At 56.9% G+C, this 25,374-nt stretch carries 19 protein-coding genes; 11 read left to right on the forward strand and 8 right to left on the reverse strand.

The window, feature by feature from the left end; genetic code table 11:
• Positions 1-29 precede the first annotated feature (29 nt).
• The 5 genes from zapD to D0C27_RS06435 all read left to right on the forward strand — a co-directional run bounded on the left by zapD (position 30) and on the right by D0C27_RS06435 (position 9,952).
• Positions 30-785: a cell division protein ZapD gene (gene zapD / locus D0C27_RS06415; protein WP_026484449.1), complete on the forward strand. Its 756-nt coding sequence runs from the start codon at positions 30-32 to the stop codon at positions 783-785.
• 222 nt (positions 786-1,007) lie between these two features.
• The gene (locus D0C27_RS06420; RefSeq protein ID WP_035270381.1) at positions 1,008-2,279 is read left to right on the forward strand and encodes an efflux RND transporter periplasmic adaptor subunit; all 1,272 of its coding nucleotides are present in this window, start codon (positions 1,008-1,010) and stop codon (positions 2,277-2,279) included.
• Positions 2,280-2,282: 3 nt separating this feature from the next.
• The gene (locus D0C27_RS06425; RefSeq protein WP_276607170.1) at positions 2,283-5,369 is read left to right on the forward strand and encodes a multidrug efflux RND transporter permease subunit; all 3,087 of its coding nucleotides are present in this window, start codon (positions 2,283-2,285) and stop codon (positions 5,367-5,369) included.
• Positions 5,366-8,470, forward strand: coding sequence for an efflux RND transporter permease subunit (locus D0C27_RS06430; protein WP_035270387.1), 3,105 nt, complete (start codon positions 5,366-5,368; stop codon positions 8,468-8,470). The genes D0C27_RS06425 and D0C27_RS06430 overlap by 4 nt, the downstream gene beginning before the upstream one ends.
• 6 nt (positions 8,471-8,476) lie before the next feature.
• Complete coding sequence (locus tag D0C27_RS06435) at positions 8,477-9,952, forward strand: efflux transporter outer membrane subunit (protein WP_232466625.1); 1,476 nt, start codon at positions 8,477-8,479, stop codon at positions 9,950-9,952.
• Between the two features lie 309 nt (positions 9,953-10,261).
• Here D0C27_RS06435 and D0C27_RS06440 read toward each other — a convergent pair whose 3' ends face one another.
• From D0C27_RS06440 to D0C27_RS06450, 3 genes are read right to left on the reverse strand one after another with little or no spacing between them, the layout of a single operon-like run.
• Complete coding sequence (locus tag D0C27_RS06440; protein WP_170978549.1) at positions 10,262-10,987, reverse strand: spermidine synthase; 726 nt, start codon at positions 10,985-10,987, stop codon at positions 10,262-10,264.
• Positions 10,984-11,985 (reverse strand): Nudix family hydrolase, encoded by a 1,002-nt coding sequence (locus D0C27_RS06445; protein WP_083054679.1) that lies wholly within the window; start codon positions 11,983-11,985, stop codon positions 10,984-10,986. The genes D0C27_RS06440 and D0C27_RS06445 overlap by 4 nt, the downstream gene beginning before the upstream one ends.
• Positions 11,978-12,844 carry an ATP-binding protein gene (locus D0C27_RS06450; protein ID WP_009458756.1) on the reverse strand — a complete coding sequence of 289 codons (867 nt, stop codon included), beginning with the start codon at positions 12,842-12,844 and terminating at the stop codon, positions 11,978-11,980. Before D0C27_RS06450 ends, D0C27_RS06445 begins: the two co-directional genes overlap by 8 nt.
• Positions 12,845-13,017: 173 nt before the next feature.
• Between D0C27_RS06450 and ispB the strand changes: the two genes are divergently transcribed.
• The 3 genes from ispB to D0C27_RS06465 all read left to right on the forward strand — a co-directional run bounded on the left by ispB (position 13,018) and on the right by D0C27_RS06465 (position 16,487).
• The gene (gene ispB / locus D0C27_RS06455) at positions 13,018-13,983 is read left to right on the forward strand and encodes an octaprenyl diphosphate synthase (protein ID WP_009458758.1); all 966 of its coding nucleotides are present in this window, start codon (positions 13,018-13,020) and stop codon (positions 13,981-13,983) included.
• A 253-nt stretch (positions 13,984-14,236) separates the two neighbouring features.
• The gene (gene gltS / locus D0C27_RS06460; protein WP_035270394.1) at positions 14,237-15,466 is read left to right on the forward strand and encodes a sodium/glutamate symporter; all 1,230 of its coding nucleotides are present in this window, start codon (positions 14,237-14,239) and stop codon (positions 15,464-15,466) included.
• A gap of 217 nt (positions 15,467-15,683) precedes the next feature.
• Entirely contained in the window at positions 15,684-16,487 is an 804-nt protein-coding gene (locus D0C27_RS06465; RefSeq protein ID WP_052159303.1) for a formylglycine-generating enzyme family protein, read from the forward strand.
• A gap of 8 nt (positions 16,488-16,495) precedes the next feature.
• Here D0C27_RS06465 and D0C27_RS06470 read toward each other — a convergent pair whose 3' ends face one another.
• Positions 16,496-17,194 (reverse strand): Crp/Fnr family transcriptional regulator, encoded by a 699-nt coding sequence (locus tag D0C27_RS06470; RefSeq protein ID WP_060186649.1) that lies wholly within the window; start codon positions 17,192-17,194, stop codon positions 16,496-16,498.
• A complete protein-coding gene (gene norR / locus D0C27_RS06475) occupies positions 17,187-18,728 on the reverse strand; it encodes a nitric oxide reductase transcriptional regulator NorR (RefSeq protein ID WP_137430652.1) in 1,542 nt (513 codons plus the stop codon). Before norR ends, D0C27_RS06470 begins: the two co-directional genes overlap by 8 nt.
• A gap of 306 nt (positions 18,729-19,034) precedes the next feature.
• Here norR and D0C27_RS06480 point away from each other — a divergent pair, with 306 nt between their 5' ends.
• The 3 genes from D0C27_RS06480 (at position 19,035) to D0C27_RS06490 (ending at position 23,191) form a co-directional block, all read left to right on the forward strand.
• Positions 19,035-21,314, forward strand: a complete 2,280-nt coding sequence (locus D0C27_RS06480; RefSeq protein ID WP_035270396.1) for a nitric-oxide reductase large subunit — start codon at positions 19,035-19,037, stop codon at positions 21,312-21,314.
• Between the two features lie 206 nt (positions 21,315-21,520).
• On the forward strand, positions 21,521-22,666 hold the full coding sequence (gene nirK, locus D0C27_RS06485) for a copper-containing nitrite reductase (RefSeq protein ID WP_009458792.1): 1,146 nt from the start codon (positions 21,521-21,523) through the stop codon (positions 22,664-22,666).
• Positions 22,667-22,861: 195 nt separating this feature from the next.
• Positions 22,862-23,191 carry a c-type cytochrome gene (locus D0C27_RS06490; protein ID WP_035270399.1) on the forward strand — a complete coding sequence of 110 codons (330 nt, stop codon included), beginning with the start codon at positions 22,862-22,864 and terminating at the stop codon, positions 23,189-23,191.
• A gap of 24 nt (positions 23,192-23,215) precedes the next feature.
• Here D0C27_RS06490 and D0C27_RS06495 read toward each other — a convergent pair whose 3' ends face one another.
• The 3 genes from D0C27_RS06495 to D0C27_RS06505 all read right to left on the reverse strand — a co-directional run bounded on the left by D0C27_RS06495 (position 23,216) and on the right by D0C27_RS06505 (position 25,350).
• Complete coding sequence (locus tag D0C27_RS06495) at positions 23,216-24,010, reverse strand: exodeoxyribonuclease III (protein ID WP_088452074.1); 795 nt, start codon at positions 24,008-24,010, stop codon at positions 23,216-23,218.
• Positions 24,011-24,082: 72 nt separating this feature from the next.
• Positions 24,083-24,892 carry a DODA-type extradiol aromatic ring-opening family dioxygenase gene (locus D0C27_RS06500; protein ID WP_060186651.1) on the reverse strand — a complete coding sequence of 270 codons (810 nt, stop codon included), beginning with the start codon at positions 24,890-24,892 and terminating at the stop codon, positions 24,083-24,085.
• Between the two features lie 56 nt (positions 24,893-24,948).
• Entirely contained in the window at positions 24,949-25,350 is a 402-nt protein-coding gene (locus D0C27_RS06505; protein WP_026484436.1) for a DoxX family protein, read from the reverse strand.
• Positions 25,351-25,374: the final 24 nt, after the last annotated feature.

Genomic DNA, 25,374 nt, shown 5'->3' on the forward strand with positions numbered 1-25,374 from the left:
CCAGTCGACAGAAAAAGGTTTTTAAACGCGTGACTCTATACGAATACCCCTGCAATGAGCGTGTCCGGGCTTTACTGAGAGTCGAATACTTGTTCGATAGGCTGTTTCATTTTTCGGCCAACCAGGATGCGTACTCGCATCAGATCGCTGTAGCGACTTTGTTTGATTTACTGGACATCTCGGATCGAACCGATTTGCGTTCTGCTGTTCTTCAAGATCTGGAGCGTCAACGCGTGGCGCTGGCTGCGCTGCGTGAACACCCCGGTGTTCAGCTGCAGGCGCTGGACAAGATGATTGAACAAATTGTGCGCGCTTCTGCTGACCTCTCGGCCCAGGGGAGGGTGGGGCAGGGCCTGCGTGAAAATGAATGGTTGGCCAGTTTGCGGGGCCGGGTTGCTGTGCCCGGTGGTACGTCGCAGGTGGACATGCCTTCTTATTATTCCTGGCAACAGCGCCCCGATGCCGATCGTGTCCAGGATTTGCGCCGTTGGTCCGAGTCTTTCCTGCCACTGTATCAAGGTCTGGCCTTGATTTTGCGCTTGCTGCGCCAGTCGGGTGACTCGGCAGACCAACTGGCCCGTGACGGTTCCTATCAAGAAATGCTGGCAGGCAAGACCTTCCAGTTGCTGCGGGTGTGGGTGGACGCCGGTGCGTGCATCTATCCGGAAATGAGCGCTAACCGCTACGTCATCTGGATACGCTTTGTGCAGCAAGATAATCAATTGAAACCGCAGGCCGTGACGGGGGATATCCCCTTCAGGCTGGCCCGTTGCAACTTCGGCTGAAAACGCTGTTCATATAAGGTTCAGACTGCCGCTTTTATACTTGCTGTGCCAGCGTGGTCTAGCAGGGATGCGGTTTTGTCAGCGCTTGTATCTCTTTATCGTTTGAAACTAATTGCTATCGTGTTTTGGCTGCATAATGCGTGTCGCCGTCACGATCGGTAGTGCTTAAACGCTTATTTAGACCGTGCATAGAGACAATCAAGTTTTAGCCGGGGAGTATTCATGTCGGAGTTGAACACAGGCAGAGGTCGGCGGTCCCGATCCTTCTATGTCTGGGTGGTGGTAGGGCTGCTGGTGACAGCAGGCCTCGTTTATTACGCCCTGTCTTCCCCTTCCAGTACGTCCACTCCCATGCGCGGGCCTCGCGGCATGATGGGGGCGACTAAAGTCCCGGTGCAGGTGGCCACGGTCAAGGAAGGCCTGATCGACCAAACGGTCAATGCGATTGCCACGGTCAAACCTTTGCAAACAGTCGCCGTGCGCGGTGAAGTTGATGGTGTGCTCGAACGCATCCACTTCAAGGACGGCCAACGTGTGAAGGCCGGCGATTTGCTGGCCGAGATTGATCCGCGTACCTATCAGGTGCAACTGGATCAGGCGCGTGGCCAATTGGCGCAGAATCAGGCTCAGCTAAAAGGGGCGCAGCAGGAACTGGCCCGCCACCGCGTCCTGTTTCAACAGAATTCTATTGCTCGCCAGGCCTTGGAAACCAAGGAAACGGCCGTTCAGCAACTGCAGGCACAGATCAAATCCAATCAAGCAGAGGTGGCCCGTGCGCAGGTCCAGCTGGATCGCACTCGTATTACGGCGCCTTTGGATGGCCGTCTGGGTTTGCGCAAGCTGGATCAGGGCAATCTGGTGTCTGCCGGTAGTACTGATGGGATTGTCGTCATTACCCAGACGGATCCCATAGGCGTGGAGTTCTCCTTGCCGCAGAATCAATTGAGCAGCCTGCTGGAGGCCATGAAGCAAAGCGAATCGCCTTTGCGGGTGTCCCTGATCGACAGCAAGGGTCAGCTCTTGTCGGACAAGGGCCGTTTGCAGGCACTGGATAACCAGATCGACATCAATACCGGCACGCTGAAAGTGAAGGCCGAATTTGATAATGCCGATGAAACCTTGTTTGCTAATCAGTTTGTCAATTCCCGTGTCTTTTTGGGCCAGGAACAAGGCTTGCTGATCCCATCGCACGCTGTGCAACGGGGTTCGGTGGGCACGTATGTGTACACCCTGGATGCCGAGGACAAGGTCCATATCCAGGTGGTGGAATTGGGTACGGCCACGCTGGAATTGACCTTGATTAAAACCGGCCTGAAAGAGGGCGATCGTGTGGTGGTTGAAGGGACTGACCGTTTGCGTGAAGGCTCGGAGGTCGAGGTGATGCAGCAAGATGGTCAGGCCAAGGAAAAGCCTGCGCCCGATGATGCCGCCGACAAGCCAGAGCAAGGCAAACGTCCGGGTGAGGGTCGCCGTCCACGTCCTGCAAGCGAGTAAGCCGTGAGCATGTCGCGTATCTTTATCCTGCGCCCGGTGGCTACCACCTTGGCGATGGTGGCCTTGCTGGTGTCCGGCTTGCTGGCCTATCGCATGTTGCCCGTAGCCGCTTTGCCGCAGGTGGATTACCCCACTATTCAGGTGGTCACGCTCTATCCGGGCGCTAGCCCGGATGTAGTGGCGGCCTTGATCACTTCACCGCTGGAGCGGCGCTTCGGCAGCATGTCGGGCCTGTCGCAGATGATTTCGTCCAGTTCAGGCGGGGCATCGCGCATTACCTTGCAGTTTGATTTGGGCTTGCCCCTGGATGTGGCCGAGCAAGAGGTGCAGGCGGCGATTAATGCCGCCTCCAATATGCTGCCCAATGATTTGCCTGCACCGCCTATCTATAACAAGGTCAATCCGGCTGATACCCCGGTTATTTCTTTGGCGGTGACTTCCCCCAATATGCCCCTGCACGAGGTGCGCGACCTGATTGATGTGCGGGTCGCACAAAAGCTCTCGCAGGTGACGGGCGTGGGTCTGGTCAGCATTGCGGGTGGTCAGGAACCAGCCATGCGCATTCAGGCTGATCCCAACGCCTTGGCCGTCCGCAATCTGACCTTAAGTCACCTGCGGCAGGCGGTGGTCGCGGCCAACGTGAACCAGCCCAAAGGCAATCTGGATGGGCCTCAGCGTTCCACCAGCATCGGCGCCAATGAACAATTGAAAACGGTACAGGATTATGAAAATCTGATCGTCAGCTACAAGGACGGTGCTGCCGTGCGTCTGGGCGAACTGGCCAAGGTGGTGCGGGATGCGCAGGATGTGCGTCAGGCCGCCTGGATGGGGACTGTGCCTGCGATCTTGCTGAATATTCAGCGTCAGCCTGGCGCCAACGTCATTGATGTAGTGGACCAGATTCAAAGCCTGCTGCCCGAGATACGCCGTTCCTTGCCGGTCGGTGTGGATGTGGAAGTCGCCACGGACCGCACCCAGACCATTCGGGACTCGGTTGACCATGTGCAAAAGGAAATGATGCTGGCCATTGTGCTGGTGGTGCTGGTGACTTTTGTGTTCCTGCGCACCTGGACGGCTACGCTGATTCCCAGCGTTGTCGTGCCTATCTCCCTTATCGCCACCTTTGCCATCATGCTGATGTGGGGATTCAGTATTAATAACCTGACCCTGATGGCCTTGACGGTTGCCACCGGCTTTGTGGTTGATGATGCGATCGTGATGATCGAGAACATCGCCCGCTATATCGAAAAGGGCGAAACCGCCTTGCAGGCTGCCTTGAAGGGTGCGGCGCAGATTGGCTTTACCCTGCTGTCACTGACCATCTCCCTGATCGCCGTGCTGATTCCGCTGCTGTTCATGAGCGATGTCATCGGCCGTTTGTTCCGTGAGTTTGCCATTACCCTGGCCGTCGCCATCCTGCTGTCCCTGTTCATTTCGCTGACGCTCACGCCCATGATGTGTGCGCGTATGCTCAAGCCCGAGGACGAGCGCCAGTATGGCCGTTTCACGACCTGGTTGGGCGATCAGATGGACCGCATCATTGCGGCTTACGACCGTGGCCTGATTGTGGTGCTGCGCCACCAGACGCTGACCTTGTGGGTAGCTCTGGGCACAGTGGTGTTGACGGGCCTGCTGTACGTGATCGTCCCCAAAGGCTTTTTCCCGCAACAGGATACCGGCCTGATTCAGGCGATTACCCAAGGACCGCAAACCGCGTCGTTCCGCGCAATGGGGAATTTGCAGCAGCAAGCCGTTGCGATTGTGCTGGAAGATCCGGATGTGGAAGCCGTCACGTCCTTTATCGGGGTAGATGGCACGAACGCCACCTTGAACAATGGCCGTCTGCAAATTGCTTTGAAGCCCATTGGTTCAGGCCGGGCCAGCGCCAATGAAATCATGGCCAGGCTCGATGAGCGTCTGAAAGATATTCCCGGTTTGTCGGTTTACCAGCAGTCCATTCAGGAGCTGACGGTAGACGATCAGATCAGCCGTAATGTGTACCAGATGGCCTTGTCGGACCCCGAAACGGAGGTGCTGACGACCTGGATGCCGCGCTGGCTGGATGCCGTCAATGCCTTGCCGCAGATTAAAGATGCATCCATGAGCCTGCAAAACGATGGCCTGCAAGTGCTGCTGGATATAGACCGGGATGCGGCAGCCCGTGTGGGCGTGACCAAGGCAAATATCGATGATGTACTGTACGACGCGTTCGGACAGCGTTTGATTTCCACGATCTACACGCAGTCTGCCCAGTACCGCGTCGTGCTGGAGGTAAAGGATCAATATCGCCAAGGCCCGCAGGATCTGGAAAATATTCATGTAATGACAGCGGCAGGTACACCTGTGCCGATTACTTCCCTGGCGCGCATTCAGCTGGTTCCCACAACGCTATCAGTAGAGCGCTTGGGACAGTTCCCGTCCGTGAACGTGTCCTTTGACCTGGCTGATGGCTATTCCTTGTCCGACGCCATTGAAGCCATTGAAACCGTGCCCGACCAGATCGGGATGCCCTCCTCGGTGGATACCCGTTACCTGGGTGCCGCCAAGGCCTTCCATGCCTCTTTGTCCAGCACACTGTGGCTGATGTTGGCCGCCGTGCTGACCATGTACATCGTGCTGGGTGTTTTGTACGAAAGCTATATCCATCCCATCACTATTTTGTCGACCCTGCCTTCGGCTGCCATCGGGGCGCTGCTTGCCTTGCTGTTGGCCGGGCGGGATCTGGACATGGTGGGGGTGATCGGGATCATCCTGCTGATTGGCATCGTGAAAAAGAACGCCATCATGATGATCGACTTCGCCCTGGAGGCGCAGCGCGAGCAGGGCATGAAACCACAAGAGGCCATTCATCAAGCCGCCTTGCTGCGTTTCCGCCCCATTTTGATGACAACTCTGGCGGCCTTGTTCAGTGCCATCCCTTTGATGCTGGCCACCGGCTCTGGCGCAGAGCTGCGTCAACCCTTGGGACTGGTCATGGTGGGCGGTCTCTTGGCTAGCCAAGTGCTGACCCTGTTCACGACTCCCGTGATCTATCTGTTTTTTGACCGCTTTACCCGTAATGGCGCCAAGTCGGTACGCGAGTTGACATGAAACGCTTGTTAGGGCTGTTTATCTTCCGGCCAGTGGGCTCCAGCCTGCTGGCACTGGCGATGGTCTTGGTGGGCGCATTGGCCTTGCGGCTCTTGCCCGTGGCGTCTTTGCCGGAAATGGATTTTCCGGTGATTGCGATTTCGGCCAATTTGCCCGGTGCCAGCCCTGAAACCATGGCTTCCAGTGTGGCCACGCCACTGGAGCAGGCTTTAGGTTCTATTGCCGGGGTGTCGGAAATGAGCTCTCGCAGCAGCGAGGGTTCCACCCAGATCATGCTGGTATTTGAACTGGACCGAGATATTGAAGGGGCTGCACGCGATGTGCAGGCCGCTATCAACCAGGCCCGGCCCATGTTGCCTTCGGGCATGTCCAGCGTGCCCACCTACGAGAAGGTCAACCCGTCGTCCATGCCTATCATGGTGCTGGCGCTGACCTCGCAGACGGCCAACAAGGCCCAGCTGTTTGATATGGCCAGCGGCATTGTGCAGCAGAAGCTGGCACAGATTCCGGGCGTGGGTTCGGTAGACGTGGGCGGTGGCTCCTTGCCAGCGGTACGGGTGGGATTGAATCCCAAGGCATTGGCCTCGGCTGGTATTGCGCTGGACGATGTGCGTTCGGTGATCAACAACGCCAACAGTCTGCGTCCTAATGGCTACCTGGAAAGCGAGCAGGGCCAGTGGCAGATCAACTCGGGCAAGCAGTACAACCAGGCACGTTTTTTTGACCCCTTGATTCTGAAGAATCAGGACGGGCAGGTTATCCGTTTGGGGGATGTGGCCAAGGTCGAGGACTCCGTTGAGAACATTCACAGCATGGGTTACTGGAATAACCAGGAAGCGGTGCTGTTGATTGTGCGTCGTCAGGCGGGCGCCAATATTATCGAGACGGTCAATACCATTCGTGAACGCCTGGCTGGTATCGAGGAAATGCTGCCCAGCCAGGCGCAATTGACAGTGGCTCAGGATCGTACGCCCAGTATTCGCGCCACGCTGGAAGAGGCTCAACTGACACTGATTATTGCGGTGGCCCTGGTGGTGCTGGTGGTCTTGCTGTTCCTGCGAAACTGGCGCGCTGCTTTAATTCCGGCCATTGCCGTCCCGGCGTCCTTGATCAGTACCTTTGCCTTCATGCATTTGTTCGGCTTTACGCTGAACACCATTTCCCTGATGGCCCTGATTGTCGCTACTGGTTTTGTGGTGGATGACGCCATCGTGGTGCTGGAAAGCATTATGCGTTACCTGGAAAAAGGCTTGTCCCCCATGCGGGCGGCCTTGCGCGGGACGCGGGAGGTGGGCTTTACCGTCACAGCCATGAGCTTGTCGTTGGTGGCCGTGTTCATTCCCTTGTGGTTGATCGGGGGGCTGGCGGGGCGCTTGTTCATGGAGTTTGCCGTCACCTTGTGTACTGCCGTGCTGGTGTCCCTGGTGATCTCCTTGATGCTGACTCCCATGATGTCATCGCGCCTGCTGCGTCCTGGGCCGCAAGAGCATGAGTCCACCAACCCTATCAGCCGCTTTTTGGGCTGGATAGGCAGTGTCAGCTGGCGTGGCTACCGTCGTTCATTGGGGTGGGCGCTCAAGCACCATCGCCTGATGCTGTTCTCCTTGTTCGTCACGATTGGCCTGAATGTGTACCTCTACGCCGTAGTGCCCAAGGGGCTGTTCCCACAGCAGGATACTGGCCAGTTGATGGGTTTTTTCCGAGTCGACCGGGGGACCTCTTTCCAGTCCATGGTGCCCAAGCTGGAATACTTCCGTTCTATCCTGAATCAGGACCCGGACATTCGTTCGGTGGCCGTGTTTGCCGGTGGCCGCAGTGGCAGCACCTCGTCCTTTATTCTGGTTGAGCTCAAACCTATGGACGAGCGCAAGGCCAGCACGACGGATATTGTGAATCGTCTGCGCGAGCCTTTATCTACCACGCCGGGGGCGCGCATGTTCATGGTGCCGCAGCAGGATATTCCGGTCGGTAGCGGGGGCGGTGGGCGCAGTGGCTCTTACGACTATTCCTTGCTGGGCAGTGATCTGGAGTTGTTGAAAACCTGGTTGCCCAAGGTTCAGCAAGCCATGGCCGAATTGCCAGAGCTGGTGGACGTGGACACTGGCACGGACGATAAGGCAGGCCTGGTCCAGCTGGAAATTGACCGCGATATGGCCACGCGCCTGGGCATTGATATGTCCATGGTGGCGGGGACCTTGAATAACTCCTTTTCCCAGCGTCAGGTTTCCACGATTTTTGGCCGCTTGAACCAGTATTACGTAGTCATGGAAGTGGAGCCGCGTTTTGCGCAGGATCTGGAGTCTCTGAAGGAAATCGAGGTCGTTGCCAAAGACGGCACCCGCGTTCCTTTGTCTGCCTTTACGCGCTTTACGACCGGCACCGCGCCGCGCAGCATTAACCATATGGGTTTGCTGGTGGCCGAGTCTGTGTCCTTCGGTTTGGCCGAAGGCGTCACCCTCAGTCAGGCAACGGCGGCCATTGAGCAGGCCATGGCTCGTATTCAGCTTCCTACACGCGAGATCCAGGCCGGGTTTGAAGGTAATACGGCGCAGATGCTCGATGCCCTGGCCAAGCAACCCATGATGTTCCTGGCTGCTTTGGTGGCTTTGTATATCGTGCTGGGGATGCTGTACGAGAGCTATATGCACCCGCTCACCATTCTGTCCACTTTGCCTTCGGCTGGGATTGGGGCATTGCTGGCCCTGATGATGACCAGTGGCGAGTTCAACCTGATTGCCATGATCGGGGTGTTCTTGCTGATTGGTATCGTCAAGAAGAACGCCATCATGATGGTGGATTACGCCTTGCAAATGGAGCGTGAGCGCGGCATGGGTTCGCGTGAAGCTATTTACGAAGCCTGCCTGGTGCGATTCCGCCCCATCATGATGACGACCTTGTCCGCCATTTTTGGTGCTATTCCTTTGATTCTGGCCTCCGGGCCGGGCGTGGAAATGCGCCAGCCCTTGGGCGTCACCATTGTGGGTGGTTTGGTGCTCAGTCAAATCCTGACCTTGTACACCACGCCGGTGGTTTATCTTTATCTGGATCGTTTGCGCCATCGCTTCATGCGCCGCAAGAACCAGACAACTTTGAATATATAAGCTGATATGCCTACTTCTAACGCCATGATTCTTCCGCGCTTCGCACTGGCTGGGATGGTGCTGCTCCTGTCCGCATGTGCTGTTGGCCCTGATTATCAGCGGCCCGAAGCGCCGGTGGGCGAGCACTTCAGGGAAGAGGTACGGTCCACGGCCTGGAAGCAGGCCGAACCGGCTGATTTGAAAGACCGCGGCCCCTGGTGGGAGAGCTTCAACGATGGCGTGCTCAACACCCTGATGCAAAGCCTGAACGAGCAGAACTTCACTTTGCAGCAGGCACAGGCACGCGTTCGTCAGGCGCAGGCCACCCTGTCCAACACGCGTTCGACCCAGTTCCCGCAAGTAGGCAGTTCGGTCGGCACGACACGGCGTGGCAGTGGGTCGGGTGATACCAGCCAAAGCAGCAGCGCCTATGACGCCAGCATCACGGTGAATTGGGAAGTGGACTTGTGGGGGCGGATTCGCCGTCAGGTAGAAGCAGGTGATGCTGGCCTGCAAGCCAGTGCTGCGGATATGGCTGCTACACGCTTGAGCCTGCAGTCTCAATTGGCACAGACTTATTTGCAGTACCGCAGTGTGGAGTCCAGCGAGCGAGTGCTGGATGAAACCGTGGCCGCGTACGAGCGTTCTTTGCAAATCAATCAGAATCGCCTGGACGCCGGGTTTTCGGCACCGGGAGATGTGGCTGCAGCCTTAAGCCAGCTAGAGGGGGCTCGCACCCAGCGCTTGGCCTTGAATCGCGAGAAGGCCACCTACCTGCATGCGATGGCTGTGTTGGTAGGCCGCGCACCTTCCCAGTTTGAGGTGGTGCCTCATGCGCCCTGGCCTGTTGCTCCGGATATTCCGGTGGGTCTGCCATCCAGTTTGCTGGAACGTCGCCCCGATGTGGCCCGTGCCGAGCGTCGCATGGCGCAGGCCAATGCCCAGATTGGTGTGGCCAAGGCTGCCTGGTTTCCCAGTCTGAGCCTGAAGGCCAGTGGAGGGTTCAGCAGCAGTGATCTTAGCGAATGGCTGACGGCACCCGCGCGTGTCTGGTCCCTGGGCCCAGCCTTTGCCCTGACTTTGCTGGATTTTGGGGCACGCCGTGCGCAAGTCGAGCAGGCCGAGGCCAGCTATGACGAACAATTGGCTGCCTACCGTCAGACGGTGCTGGATGCGTTGAAGGAAGTGGAAGATGCCTTGTCTGAACGCAATGGCCTGGAGCTGGAGCAAGCCAGCCAGGCGCGTTCTCTGGCCGCGGCACGCGAGTCCTTGCGGCTGACACGCAATCAGTTTGATGCTGGTCTGGTGGATTTCCTGAGTCTGGCACAAACCCAGGCTACGGCGCTGTCGGCCGAGCGGCAGGCTTTGGACCTGGAGTCTCAACGCCTGCGGGCGGCGGTCAAACTGATGGTGGCCTTGGGCGGTGGCTGGGATGTAGCGACAGGTCTGAATCCCGAAGAGCCGAACGCGGTGGAAGTTGATCCAGCTGCGAAAGCAGAATAGGTTTGGCCTGACCTACACTAATCTGACCTGACCTGACCTGACCCGATCCAATCTGGTCTTAATCAAGTTTGGTTTAGTTTGGTTTGATGTGGTTCGGCGTTGGCTGAACTTCTTGGCGCTTGGTTTGGTTTGGTTTGGTTTGGCCGTTTCACCGTGCTCTCCGGCCTGGCTGGGCCGGAGCTTCAACGCCCGGTTTGCTTCGTATGGACCAAGCAAGGATTGGATTACCGCCCAAGCTTTGGGCTGCAGTTTGCTTGCTTGTAGTTCAATAGCGGCTCATTCCTTGCTTGATAGTGCGCGGAAACCGCCTCAGTCCTGGTCCATCCAGGCATACAGTCCGTCAACCCATTCCTCGCCGTCGGCCAAGCCCAAGGTGGCGTGGATCTCTTCAGCCCGCTGGTACAAGTCATCAAAATCAATTTGCGGCGGGTCAGCAAAGGCCAGGGCAACCAGATTGCCATCATGGGTTTCAGGTAACCAGACCACGGCCGGGAAACTCTCTTGCAGCGCATGCAGATTGCGCGCATGGACCAGTTCCGAGCCCAGCAAATTCACCGTTAACAGTCCTTGTGGCTCCAGAGCCTTGCGGCAGGCCTGATAGAAAGCTGCGCTTTCCAGGGCAGGGTGTTCGGCCTGGTCGGAGTACACATCAATTTGCAGCACATCCAGCTCGCCGTAGACGGCATCCAGATAGTCCAGCGCGTCTACCGTGTGCACGTTCAGGCGTTCGTCGTCGGGCGGCAGATTGAATAGCAGGCGACTGGCCTGCACCACTTCCGGGTTGATTTCCACGGCGTCGATGCGCGCCTGGGGGAAGTGCTGGTAGCAAAAGCGTGTCAGGCTGCCTGCGCCCAGGCCAAGCTGAGCAATACGGCGCGGATCGGTCTGGAACAAGGTCCAGATCATCATTTGACGAATGTAGTGCAGCTCTAGCTGATCGGGAGCATCCAGGCGCATGGCACCCTGCACCCAGGCAGAGCCCAGGTGCAGGTAGCGTACGCCTTCGTGTTCCGAAATAGTGACGTGTGGCGTCATGCCGGGTCGTTGTCCAGCATGTGGCGTATACCGGCAATACCGTGTGCACCGTGGTTGCGGGCGTCAGCCAAGGTCTTGGCCGATTGTCCGCCTATGGCAAACACAGGTAGTCCAGCCTGTTCCGCCAGGCTGGCGAAACGGGCCCAGCCCATGCCGGGATCGCCGGGATGGGAGGAGGTTTCCAGGACATGGCCCAGAACCAGAAAGTCCGCCTGGATTTTGCGGGCTATTTCAATATCACTTTCATTGTGCGTGGACATGCCGATCAGGCCTTTGCTGATTGCGGGAAATGTCGTCAGGGTGTCGTGGCATTTCGCGGACAGGGCTTGGGCGTCGCTGGCGCGCAAATGCACACCATCGGCATGGTCCCACCAGCTCTCGGGGTGCAGGCTATTGACCAGGCAGCGCGCTTGGTAGCGCTGGCACAGGTTCACAACTTGCAGGAACGCTTGGTGCAAATGGAATTCGGCATCGGGCCGGGCAGCCCAGGCTGGCTCACGAAACTGGACCAAGGCCGGGCCTTGTTGCAGGGCTTGTTCCAGTTGTTCCAGATAGGCGGGTAAGCGGGCCGGCTCGTCGATGTTGGTAATCAGATAGCGTTCGGGCAGTTGCAGCCATTTAAGCGGCGGTTCGGTAGCAGGCAGTACAGGGCCGACTTCCAAAGGCCCTTTAGGGTTGACCCAGGCAAGCTCTTGGCCTTCCAGGCACTGGGGTTCGCCTTCCCATTCCCGCACCAGGCAGAAAGAGAGTTTGACGAAATTCTTGGGGTATTCGTGTGTATAGGTAACCCAGGGATGTGCGTGGGTGGTTTCAATGCCGAGTTCTTCGCGCAGTTCCCGTACCAGCGCCTGTATGACGCTCTCGCCCGCCTCAATCTTGCCGCCTGGCAGTTCCCACCAGCCCGGCCAGGGTTTATCGGCTGGGCGTTTTCCCAGTAGCACTTGGCCGTGTTGGTTCAGTAAAACGCCAACGGCCACTTCCAACGTGGGTTTAGACATGTCTAGCGGTCCAATCTCTAGCAAATTGACGTGCTACCCGGCCGGAGCGAGAGCCACGTTCCAGAGCCCATTGCAAGGCTTCCATACGCGAGCTTTCAATGTGTTCTGCAGGGCAACCCAAAGCGCCAAGCCAGTAATACACAATGTCCAGGTAGTCGTCTTGTTTAAAGGGGTAAAACGACAACCATAGTCCAAAGCGCTCGGACAGGGATACCTTTTCTTCAACGGCTTCACCAGGGTGGATCTCGCCGTCTGCAGACGTGGAGGCACTCAGGTTCTCTTTCATGTACTCGGGCATCAAGTGACGTCGATTGGACGTGGCGTAGATCAGTACATTGTCGCCAGGGGAGGCCAGCGAGCCGTCCAGCACGGATTTAAGCGCCTTGTAACCGGCTTCACCTTCTTCAAAGGACAGGTCGTCGCTGAAGATGATGAAGTGTTCGGGGCGGGTGCTGATCAGGTCAATGATGTAGCCCAGGTCGCCCAGATCGGATTTGTCCACTTCGATCAGACGCAGGCCCTGATCGGCAAATTTGGCCAGCATGGCTTTGACCAGCGAGCTTTTGCCCGTACCGCGAGCACCTGTCATCAAGACGTTATTGGCCGGTTTGCCTGCCAGGAAATGGCGGGTGTTGCGCTCAATAATGCCCTTTTGGCGTTCGATATGATGCAGGTCTTCGGTCTGGATGGTGGCTACGTGCTGGACACCTTCAAGCCAGCCGCGCGAACCATTGGTACGCCAGCGAAAAGCAATGGAATCCCAGTTGATGGGGGGTGGAGCAGGGGGCAGCCAGGCTTCCAGTTGAGCGAGAACCCGCTCGGCCCGGCTGATCAGGGTACTCAGGTCTTGCGAACTCAAGACAGTCTCCGTTTCAGGTTGAAATGCTTATTATCGCTAATTTGGCCCCTTTTTCTGTGATCACTGTTGTGCTTGACGCGTAACAATAGGCCCAAAGCGATTCAAAATCGTATAATCATCAAGTTACGGTTGGCCGATAGCGGCCCCCTCCCTTACTCGTCCGGAATTCTGTTTTGAACCTGTCCACCCTGATTGAACCTATTGCCGACGACATGAAGGCTCTTGATGTCGTCATTCGTGAGCGCTTGAATTCGGATGTGGTGCTGATACGCACAATCGGCGAATACATCGTTAGTGCTGGCGGCAAGCGCATGCGTCCTGCGCTGCTGTTGCTGGTAGCCCGCGCGCTGGCTTATCAGGGGAGCACGCACCATCTGTTGGCAGGTGTGGTGGAGTTCATCCACACCGCCACCTTGCTGCACGACGATGTGGTCGATGAATCCGATATGCGACGCGGTCGCCACACGGCCAATGCGGTCTACGGTAATGCCGCCAGCGTGCTGGTTGGCGACTACCTGTACTCGCGCTCCTTCGAGATGATGGTGCAGTCGAACTCCATGCCGGCCATGGCCGTGCTGTCGGCAGCCACCACGGTGATCGCCGAAGGCGAGGTCTTGCAGCTGCTGAACGTACACGACCCGGACGTTTCCCTGGAACGTTATCTGCAAGTCGTACGCTACAAGACAGCCAAGCTGTTTGAAGCGGCGGCGCAAGTGGGGGCGATTGTGGCCGGTGCTTCGCCTGAAATGGAAGAAGCCATGGCCGCCTATGGCCGCCACCTGGGTACCGCCTTCCAATTGGTCGACGACGTGCTCGATTACACCGGTGATGCCCAGGCCTTGGGCAAGAACGTGGGTGACGATCTGCGCGAAGGCAAACCCACCATGCCACTGATCCGTGTCATGGAAGTTGGCACACCCGAGCAGGTTCAGCTGATCAAGTCGGCCATTGAAACCGGTGATGCGGATTTTGCCGCTGTTGCACAGGCTATCGAGCAAACCGATGCTTTGGCCTATACCCGTGAAGCGGCCAAGGCAGAAGCCCAGCTGGCTGTTCAGGCCTTGGCTGATGTTCCCGAGAGCGAATTCAAGCAGGTATTACTGAGCTTGTGCGCGTTTTCCATCGAGCGCGACCGCTAAGTCTCCAGCCTTTCTCAACCCGCCACATGGCGGGTTTTTTTGTAATAAAGCGGGCCGATTCAGGGAAATTGGCGTCATTAGGCACCTGTTCATGTTATTTTTCTCGGTTTTACTACGCTGTTGGTGGTCATGCCTTTGTCCCACAAGGACGAAGTAGCGACGATAGACATGCCTATTTGAACAAATTGGTTTGAAGCCTCTGTCAGACACAAAGGTGCAGGCCCCTTATTCCAAAGATGTAAGGAACGGATAGATGAACATTCAGCTCGATATCGCGCAAACGGTAGGTTTGGCGGCTGTCTTTCTCGTGCTGGGAGAATATATAAAGAATCGCGTTGCTGTATTGGCCCGCTATTTCATTCCCAGCCCCATTATCGGCGGATTGATTTTTGCCCTGATTGCCTTGGTTGGACATCAGACCGGCTCGTTCAACTTTACGTTTAACGACGATATACGCAATTTCTTGCTGATGGCCTTTTTCACGACCATCGGTTTTTCAGCCAGCTTCGAGTTGCTGAAAAAGGGTGGTCTGGCCGTTGCTTTGTTCCTGGGCTGCGCGGTTGTCCTGATTATTTTGCAGAACGTGATGGGCGTGACCTTGGCGACCCTCATGGACGCTAACCCCTTGCTGGGTCTGGCCGCCGGTTCGATCTCCATGACGGGTGGCCACGGTACTTCTGCTGCCTTTGGCCCGATGTTGGAGAACGCCGGCGCTGTCGGTGCTTTGCCCGCTGCCATTGCGGCTTCGACCTGGGGGCTGGTGATGGGTTGTGTCATCGGCGGCCCCTTGGGCAAGCGCTTGATGAAAAAATACAATATCGACGGTCCTGCTCCACACCGTCGTCATCGTCGTCAGCATGAGGGTGCAGATGCGCCTCATGTGGTGGAAACCACGGTTAAGGAAACCGTTAAGGTTGACGATGGTGGCTTTGAAATGCCGGTTTACGCCGTAGTCCTGTTGTCCATCGCGATTGGGGTGGGCAGTGTCATCATTGAATGGTTGGGCGAGCGCGGCATTGTGTTGCCAGCCTACCTGGGCTCCATGCTGGTGGCAGCCATCATCCGTAATGTGATCGACTGGCGTCGTTATCGCTTGCCGGAAAAAGAGTTTGAAACCATGGGCAATGTGTCCCTGGCTTTCTTCCTGGTCATGGCGCTGATGGTGATGAAGCTGTGGGAGCTGGCTGAAGTAGCGGGCCCGCTGTTGATCATCCTGATCGCCCAGACGGTGCTGATGTTCTTCTTTGCCAGCTACGTGACTTTCAAGGTCATGGGCAAGGACTACGATGCTGTGGTGATGTCGGCTGGTCATTGTGGTTTTGGTATGGGCGCAACGCCTAACGCCATGGCGAATATGCAGGCCTTTACGGAAGACAATGGTCCATCACGCAAGGCCTTCTTTGTAATCCCGCTGGTGGGCTCCTTGTTCATCGACTTCTTCAATGCCGTGATCATTACCGGTTTTGTGAATTTTCTGACTTAAGTACCGAGAAGTGGGCGCAATCAGCAATATCGCGGCCCTTGTCAGACAGCCCCTTGGATCGATATCCGGTCCCAGGGGCTTTCTTTTTACCTGTGTTGTTGAATCGTGAATCTTGGATCGCTTCTATTTTTGAGTCCTTAAGGACTCTGTTTGCCTTGGCGCAAGGACGCCTGCAGGCGCTTGGGCTTCAATTGTGCTTGTCTTTAGGGAGTGCGCAATGCGAAGCCATGTAGTGGGATCCGTGCTGTTAGTGGCCATTCTGGCCGGATGTTCGTCTGGCGAGCCCAGCAATCCAGCGGGTTTGCCCGAGCTGGTTGAAGTGGCCGGTCCGGCGCGTGAAGTTATGCAGGCTGGTGAATACTTGCTGGATGGGCGTCTGATTGCATCCGACACGGTGATGTACGCTCCTGTTCCCACCTTGAAAGCCATGAAGTATCAGGTCAGTCAGTTTGAGTACGATCAGTGCGTTCGTGCCGAGCGTTGTAAAGCTGCCGATGCGGTGGGCCAAGGACAGGCCAAGAATATGCCGGTGGTCGGCGTCAGCTGGCAAGACGGCCAGGATTACGCCGCCTGGTTAAGTGAGCGCACCGGCAAGCAATTCCGTCTGCCGGATTACCTGGAGTGGAGCTATTTCGCAGACCAGAAAGTGCCTGAGTCGGCCCAAAGCGGTCTGGACGAAAACGAGCAAGCTGCCTTGTGGCTGCAGGAGTATCAGGAGAGCTACAAACGCAAGCAGGAACAGGAAGTTCCCTTGGCACCCTTGGGGCAGGGCGTTGCCAATGCTTATGGGGTGTTTGATGCGGGCGGGCAGGTGGCTGAATGGACCAATACCTGTCATGTCCGGGTACACCGTATCAGCATGCCACGCGCAGAGTCTCGCCTGGAAAACTGCGGTGTCCGTACCCTGGGGGGCGAGCACATTGCGGTGATGCCCGACTTTATCCGCGACCCAAAAACCGGGGCGTGTTCGGTGGGTGTGCCACCGCGTTACTTGGGTCTGCGTCTGGTCACTGAAGACTAAACCTGCGCTTAGCCGCGTTCCAGAACCGCTTGTGCAAACTTGTCCAGGTCCGCAATCGTAATTTGCTTGCGGCCTGCCAGAATCAAACCTTGATGATCCCAGCTGCTGACGACGCGGCTGGCCGTGTACAAGGTGGTCCCGGCCAGGTCGGCCAGATCTTGCCGGGTTACCGGAATACTCAAGGACGTCCCTTGTGCGCCGCTTTGACCCACCTGACGAATCAAGCGCAGCAGGCTGTGAGCCAGTCGCTGCTCCACTTCCAGACTATGAATTTCCAGCAGGCGATCATCGGCATCGCTCAGTCGTTGCGCGACCGTGTCTTGTGCAGAGCTGAGCAGGCAAGGAAAGCGTTGCGTCAGGCTGTCCCAGGACTTTTCAGGCCAGGCCAATGCGGCGCTGGTGGTTACGCTAATGGCGGTTGCCGGATAGTTGCGACGGCGCAGGGCAGGGGCAATGCCAATTACGTCGCCGGGCAAGGCAAAACGTACCAAGAGTTGTGAACCATTGGGCATGGTGCGTACGACTTTGATCAGGCCTTGCAGCAGAACAAAAAAGTGGTCGCTGCTTTGTTCCTGACGAAAGACCTGGCTGTCCTTGTCGTAGTGGATCAGGCGTCCCTCTTGCCACAGTTCGTTGATGCTGGTTGCGTCCAGCTGGGAGAAAACGGGCAGGCTGGCTAACAAGGAGGGGTAGGATATGTCAGTCATCACTTAAGCTTTCTGAGCGGGTTTTAAGCCCTAGTTTGCTGGCCAGCTTGTGCAGATTGCTGGGGTCTATGCCTAGCTGCCGGGCAGCCTGGCTCCAGTTACCGTCAGTCTCATCCAGAGCTTGCCGAATCAGCCGGCTTTGCAGCTGCTCAACGGACTGACGCAAGGATGGGCGAGGTGAGCCAATAGCCGTACTGGTCGCTGCGACAGGCTGGTGGGTAGAAGGTAACAAATTGAGATTATCGGCGCTAAGCGTAAATATTTGGTTACGATCTGGCGTATCGACCAGCAGGCGGATGGTTGCCCGACTGATTAAATGTTCTAGTTCGCGAACATTACCTGGCCAATGATAAGCCAGTAAAGCGGCTTCTGCGTCGGGGGATAAGCGAATTCCGCGCAATCCCAAACGAGAACGGTTGGTTTCCAGAAAGTGGCCTGCCAGCAGCAGAATGTCCTGATGGCGCTCGCGCAGTGCGGGGATCGTGAGGGGGAAAACCGACAGACGGTGAAACAAGTCCGCCCGGAAACCACCTTGGGCGATCTGCTGGCTCAGATCACGGTTTGTGGCAGCAACCAGACGTACATTCAATTTGATGGGGTGGTCCGCCCCCAGGCGCTGAATCTCGCCGTTCTGCAAAGTACGCAGCAACTTGGCTTGTATCGTTAAAGACAACTCGCCTATTTCATCCAGAAACAGGGTGCCGCCCTGGGCCGCTTCAAAGCGCCCGGCCCGATTCTCATGGGCACCCGAGAATGCTCCCTTTACGTGCCCGAATAATTCGCTTTCTGCCAGAGACTCGGGCAGGGCAGCGCAGTTCACGTAGATCAAGGGTTTGTTGTGGCGTGGTGAGCGTTGGTGCAGGCGTTGTGCAAATAACTCCTTCCCCACGCCGGTTTCACCCAGCAAGAGCACAGGCAGCTCGGAGGTGGCCACCGTGTCCAGCAATTGAATGACCTCCAGCAGGGATTTGCTGTTGCCAATGATGGCGGCCGAGTTATTGCGCGACAGGTAATCGGGCGGCAAGGTGGAGAGCAGGCGCAAGCTGCGGTTTTCTTCTTCCAGCTCGCTGATGCGAATTGCGCTTTCCAACACCAGACACCAGTGCTTGAGTTCCACCAGCGTGGAGGCTGAAAACGTCCCTGGTCGCAAGGCATCCAGCGTCAGAATGCCCCAGGGCGTGCCCTGGACTTGCAAGGTAATTCCCACGCAATCATGCACCGGCAGGGGCTGGCCCAGCTTGTCATCAAGCAGGCCGTCATACGGGTCCGGCAGGGCACAGTTGGGTTCAAAGCGGGTCAGGCTGGGGGAGTTCAGGATCCGCGTCAGTCGGGGGTGATCTGCAATGACAAAGTGACGCCCCAAAGTGTCATGGCCCAGACCACTGGCCGCCACAATGCGCAGCACCGTGTCGTCCAGCTTCAGCAAACCCGCTGCATCACAGCCAAAGTGCCGTGCCAGCAAATGCACCATGCGCTGCAGGCGTAACGGCCCCGGAATCTCGGTGGCAAGGTCGGCAATCAAGAGATCTAGCATGGGTGGAAAATACCCTTATGGTGAAAAATACCCAGTTTTGTCGAGGTAGTTTATACCCAGGCTGACGGCAACCCTTTGATCTATGTCGTCCAGGACTTGGCACGGTCTTTGCTTTAGATGTTTTGTCATACATTTTTAAGGACTATGACATGACCCCCGACTTAGCAGAACATCGCTACAAGGCGTGTACTTCGGTCCGTCCCCCGTTCCGGGGCCGTACCCAAACAGGTTTTGACCAGGTAACTGGGTCCTGCCAGGACTTGTTTGGATTGGGTCGTTTGATTCATCAGCGAGACGGAGAAGAAAATGCGTAGCTATAAAAAACTATGGTGGTCCCTGGTGGCAGTCACCATGGTCACCTTTGCCATCCTGGGATGGACAGGTGTGGAGGTGTATCGTCAGGCACCCCCCATGCCCGTCAAGGTAGTCACACCGGATGGCCGTGAATTTACCTCACAGGAACAGATACATCGTGGCCAGTCCGCCTGGCAAAGTACTGGCGGTATGCAGCTGGGCTCGATCTGGGGGCATGGGGCCTACCAGGCCCCGGACTGGAGCGCCGACTGGCTGCACCGGGAGGCTCTGGCCTGGCTGGATCTGGCCGCCCAGCAAACCTACTCGCTGAACTATGATCAGCTGACATCCAGTCAGCAGGCCACCTTGCGGCAGGAACTGCAGGACGAATACCGTCCTAACCGCATTGATGAAGCGACAGGCGTATTGCAGATCAGCGATCGCCGCGCCAAGGCCATCGACACCACTGCCCAGTATTACATCGACCTGTTTGGTGATGCGCCCGAGCTGAAATCCAGCCGCGAGAGCTTCGCCATGAAGGACAACACCTTGCCAGAGCTGCAGCGCCGTCAGGACATGACCCGCTTTTTCTTCTGGCTGTCCTGGGCCACGGTAACGGAGCGTCCTGGCACTACCGTCAGCTATACCAACAACTGGCCACATGAGCCCTTGGTGGATAACCATCCTTCCACGGCCAATATCGTCTGGTCCATTGTCAGTATCGTGCTCTTGCTGGCCGGTATTGGTTTGCTGGTCTGGATCTGGGCCTTTACGCACAAAGAAGAGGAAGCCCCTGTTGCACCGGCCACTGATCCGGTTCTGGCATTTCGTCTGACCCCTTCGCAGCGTGCCCTGAAAAAATATGCCTTCCTGACGGTTGCCCTGTTTGTCATCCAGGTCTTCCTGGGCGGCTTTACGGCGCACTACACGGTTGAAGGCCAGATGTTCTATGGCATAGACGTGTCGCAGTGGTTCCCTTACTCCTTGACCCGTACCTGGCATATTCAGGCAGCCCTTTTGTGGATTGCCAGTGGCTTCCTGACCGCTGGTCTGTTCCTTGTGCCATTGATTAATGGGGGCGAGGATCCGAAGTTCCAGCGTCTGGGTGTGGACGTTCTGTTCGGCGCTCTGGTTGTACTCTTTATTGGTTCTTTTGCCGGCAACTTCCTGGCCATCAAAAACATCCTGCCCCCCGAGCTGAACTTCTGGTTCGGTCACCAGGGTTATGAGTATCTGGATCTGGGCCGTTTCTGGCAGATCATCAAGTTCATTGGCCTGGCTTTCTGGCTCCTGCTGATGTTGCGTGGCATGTGGCCTGCCTTGCGTCGTGACAAGGGCGACAACCATTTATTGGTTCTGTTGACCATCTCTACCGTGGCCATTGGTCTGTTCTACGGTACCGGATTGTTCTATGGCGAGCACACCAATATCACCATCATGGAGTACTGGCGCTGGTGGGTGGTTCACCTGTGGGTTGAGGGCTTCTTCGAGGTCTTTGCAACGGTTGCCATGGGCTTTATCTTCCTGACCTTGGGTCTGGTTTCCAAGCGTAGTGCCACGATTGCGGGTCTGGCAGCGGCCTCGCTGTTCCTGGTCGGTGGTGTGCCTGGTACTTTGCACCACCTGTACTTCTCGGGTACGACCACGCCGATCATGGCCATTGGTGCTTCCTTCAGCGCGTTGGAAGTGGTGCCTTTGATCATGCTGGGCTACGAAGCTTTCCATAACTGGAAGATGCAGAAACAAGCCAGCTGGATGAGTGATCTGCGTTGGCCTGTCATGTTCTTTGTGGCCGTGGCCTTCTGGAACATGCTGGGTGCTGGTGTGTTTGGCTTCCTGATCAACCCACCTATCTCGCTGTACTACATCCAGGGTTTGAACACCACGCCATTGCATGCTCACGCAGCCTTGTTCGGTGTGTATGGCTTCCTGTCTTTGGGCTTTGTCTTGCTGGTGGTGCGTTATATCTCGCCCGAGGTTCGTTACAACGATCGCCTGATGAGCTGGGGCTTCTGGACGCTGAACCTGGGTCTGGTGCTGATGATGTTCGTCAGCCTGCTGCCAGCCGGGATTATTCAGGCCTGGGCCAGCATCTCGGAAGGCATGTGGTATGCCCGCAGCGAAGAGTTCATGCAGCAGCCTATCCTGCAATCCCTGCGCTGGTGGCGCACCTTGGGTGACGTTGTGTTCATTGCCGGTGCATTGATTGTGTTCCAGCAGGTTTGGGTACGTATCATGGCTGGCCGTCGCGGTGCCGCTGCCAATGCTGCAGGTGCAGTAAAAGCATCGTGATCTTGTTTAAGGACGGTCTGTTTTTTCTGTGAGATTCCGTCTATGAAAAAAACCGCCTTCGGGCGGTTTTTTTTGTTGCTTATGCGAGATGCTTGCGCTGCAGCAAAGAGCGGGAAGTCTGATTGCGGTCCAATACATCCTGTAACTGTTAGATCTGAATAACATTTAATCAGCAGGCATCACGCCTGGATCAAACCGGAGGTAGTATGGAACGTCGTCATTTCTTGAAAAGTGCTGGCCTAGGTGTCGCCGCAGGAACGACTTTGCTGGCGGCTCAAGTACAAGCCCGCGAGACAGCTGCACCAAAAAAGAACGCGCCCTGGCTGGCCGCGCGTACAGAAGCCCAGATCGCCAAGCTGGAGCGGGTCAAGGTGGATCTGGTTGCGCCTCCTATGGTCCACAAGCACGAGCAGAAAGTAGGTCCCGAGCCTCGCGTGGTGGAGTTCCGCATGAGCATCGTGGAAAAAGAGATCGTGGTCGATCGCGATGGCACCACCATGCACGCCATGATGTTTGATGGCTCCATGCCCGGCCCCACCATGGTTGTGCATGAAGGCGACTACCTGGAGCTGACTCTGGTCAACCCGGCCAGCAACACTATGCCGCACAACATCGACTTTCACGCCTCGACTGGCGCGCTGGGCGGTGCCAAGTTGACCAACGTGAACCCCGGCGAACAAGCCACCTTGCGCTTCAAGGCCGACCGTACCGGTACGTTTGTGTACCACTGCGCACCCGAAGGCTCGGTAGCCTGGCACGTGGTCCAGGGCATGCACGGTACCGTCATGGTGCTGCCACGCGACGGCCTGAAGGATTCGGCGGGCAACTCGCTGCATTACGACCGTGTCTACACCATTGGCGAGTTTGACCTCTACATCCCTCGTGATGAAAAGGGTAACTTCAAAAAGTATGGTTCCTCGGCTGAAAGCTATGGCGACACCCTGGAAGCCATGCGTGGTCTGATCCCCAGCCACGTGGTGTTCAACGGCAAGGTCGGTGCCTTGATGGGCGACGGTGCCATGAAGGCCAACGTGGGTGAAACCGTGCTGTTCATTCACTCGCAGGCCAACCGCGACACCCGTCCTCACCTGATCGGTGGTCACGGTGATTGGGTTTGGGAACTGGGCAAGTTTGATGATCCACCTGCCAAGAACCTGGAAACCTGGTTCATTCGCGGCGGTTCGGCCGGTGTGGCGCTCTACACCTTCAAGCAGCCTGGTGTGTACGCCTATGTGAACCACAACCTGATCGAAGCCATGGAACTGGGCGCAGCAGGTCACGTTCTGGTCGAAGGCGAATGGAACGACGACTTGATGAAGCAAGTCAGCCCTCCCGGCCCGATCAAGGGCTAACCAGGGTTGGCACCCGGTACGCGGAATTGAGGACCAGAAGCACTTATCAATTCCGCCGGGCTTCAAGGCAGTTATTGAATAGTGATTAGCTAGTGAAAACGCAAGAGGTTCGAACCATGAAAAACGGGCCTCTTGTACAGAAAACGAAGTATCAGCCAGGCATGCATTCATGCCGACTGTTTAAAGGGTAAACCCATGAGAACCTATCGCCCCGCCACCATGATGTACTCCGCAATGGCCGCTTTGTTTTTGCTGGCCGCCGCACCTGCAGCACATGCCAACTCGGACGAAGCTCTCAAGCTGTACAAGTCTTCGTGTATGGTCTGTCATGCATCGGGTATGGCCAATGCCCCTCGTTTGGGTGACAAGGCTCGTTGGGAGCCCCTGATCGCCCAAGGCGAAGACGCCTTGATGCAAGTTGTGCTGAACGGCAAGGGCGCCATGCCCCCACGCGGTGCAGCACCTAAAGCAACCGATGAACAATTGCGTAGCGTTGTGCGCTACATGATTGAAAAAGCCAGCTAAGGCGCTGGCTTTTTCAGGCTGGATTTACAGGCTCCAGTCGTAATCAACCGTCAGTGGCGCGTGGTCGCTGAAACGCTCTTCCTTATAGACCGTTGCGCTGCGCGCCTTGGCAGCAATACCTGGGGTGGCAATTTGATAATCAATGCGCCACCCCACATTTTTGGCCCAAGCCTGGCCGCGGTTGCTCCACCAGGTGTAGCACTCGTCCGTGGTATCGGGATGCAGGCTGCGGTACACATCCACCCAAGCCAGTTCGCCCAGCACTTTGCTCATCCAGGCGCGTTCTTCTGGCAGAAAACCGCTGTTTTTCAGATTGCCTTTCCAGTTCTTCAAATCGGCTTCGTGGTGCGCAATATTCCAGTCACCGCAAATAATGAACTCGCGGCCGGTATCGAGGTGTTCCTGCATCAAGCCATTAATCCATTGCTCAAAATGATCCAGAAAGCGGTACTTGGCGGTTTGACGCTCGTCGCCCGATGAACCCGAGGGCAGGTAGGCGCTGATCACACTAAGGTCGTTCCAGTCGGCGCGGATAATGCGGCCTTCAGCATCGAACTCTTCGCAGGCCATGCCTTCGGCCACGCTTTCTGCCTTGTGGTTCAGGTACAGGCCTACACCGCTATAGCCTTTTTTCTGAGCATGGTGGAAATGCCCGTGGTATTGACCGGGGTTGGTCAAATCGGGGGTCAGATCAGGCTCGCTGATCTTGATTTCCTGCATGCAGACAATATGAGGTTTCTGGGCTTCCAGCCAGGCGGGCAGGCCTTTACGAAAGGCGGCCCGAATACCGTTGACGTTTAACGAGGTGACGCGTAACACGTGGCAATTCTCCTTATAGCGTCAGCACTTTAACCCGTAACCTGCCTGGATGTCAGTGGCCGTCAGAGCTTGTTACGACGCTGAGCCGAAGCGGTAGCTGGACACGGTCAAGCCACCAAAGGCCTGGGTTTCGTGGTGGAAGCGATGCGCTGCGTCGCCACGCGCAGCACCAGCGGCCACCATGAGGGGAACCAGGTGATCTTCGCGGGGATGGGCAATACGTGCGGCCGGGGCCTGTTCCCAGTCCATCAAGGCCTGACGACGGGCGGCAGGGTCCTCCAGGCTCAGGCTTTGATGCAGCCAGGCATCAAACTGGGCAGAGGGCTGCACACCGCCAGGGCCCATATTGCGCAGGTTGTGATAGCTCAGACCGCTGCCAATAATCAGCACCTCTTCGTCTCGCAAAGGCGCAAGCGCCTCGCCCATGGCGTAGTGCAGGGCCGGGTCGTAGTTCGCGTGAATGGACAGTTGCACCATAGGCACTTTGGCTTGCGGATAGATCACATAAGCCGGTACGAATGCACCGTGGTCAAAGCCACGCTGCGAATCCAGATGAGTGGGCAGGCCAGCGCCTTCCAGCAAATTACAGACCTGTTGGGCCAGAGCAGGATCGCCTGGTGCAGGGTAGTGAATCTCGTACGTGTGGGATGGAAAGCCGTAATAGTCGTACACCATGCTCGGTTGTGCTGCGGCGGCAACCAGCAGATTGGCTTGTTGAGCTTCCCAGTGGGCGGAGACCATCAAGATCGCTTTGGGTGTGCGCCCCAATTGGCGTGGAATATCCTGCAAGGCAGCACGCAGCGGGGCGTACATGGTTTGCGCTTCAGGCATCCAGGGCCAGGGTCCGCCACCATGCGAGATGAAGTAGGTGGGCATTGTCATGATGATCTCCTGCCCCTGCCCTGATAGGGGCAGGGGATAAGGGGTTGGTTAAGGCGTCAGGCTTTGCCGCGGCCTGCGTCAATACTCCATGGGCCTGGGCCGGCAAAGGCCAGGTACAGGAAGGCAAAGCAGAACAGAACTGCCGCCTCACCGCCATTGAGGATAGGGGTTGCGAAGGTGCTGCCGCTGGCGTGGCCAATAAAGTAGGCGAAAGCGCACAGGCCCGAAGCGATAAAGGCCGCAAAACGAGAGAACAGACCAATCACCAGCAAGACACCCAGAACCAGTTCCAGAATGCCCGCAATGCCGTAAATGGAGCTGATTTGCAGGTTGGCAAACATGTCTACTTTGGGGAAACCCAGGATCTTGGCAGTACCGTGTGTCAGCAGGAGATAGCCTGTAACGATGCGCAGCAGGCTAAGGATGCGAGGAGTCCAGCTAGAGGTAAGGGCGCTCATGTATGTTCCTTTGGAAAGTTGACA

The sequence above is a fragment of the Alcaligenes faecalis genome, assembly GCF_005311025.1.
GTDB lineage: Bacteria > Pseudomonadota > Gammaproteobacteria > Burkholderiales > Burkholderiaceae_B > Alcaligenes > Alcaligenes phenolicus.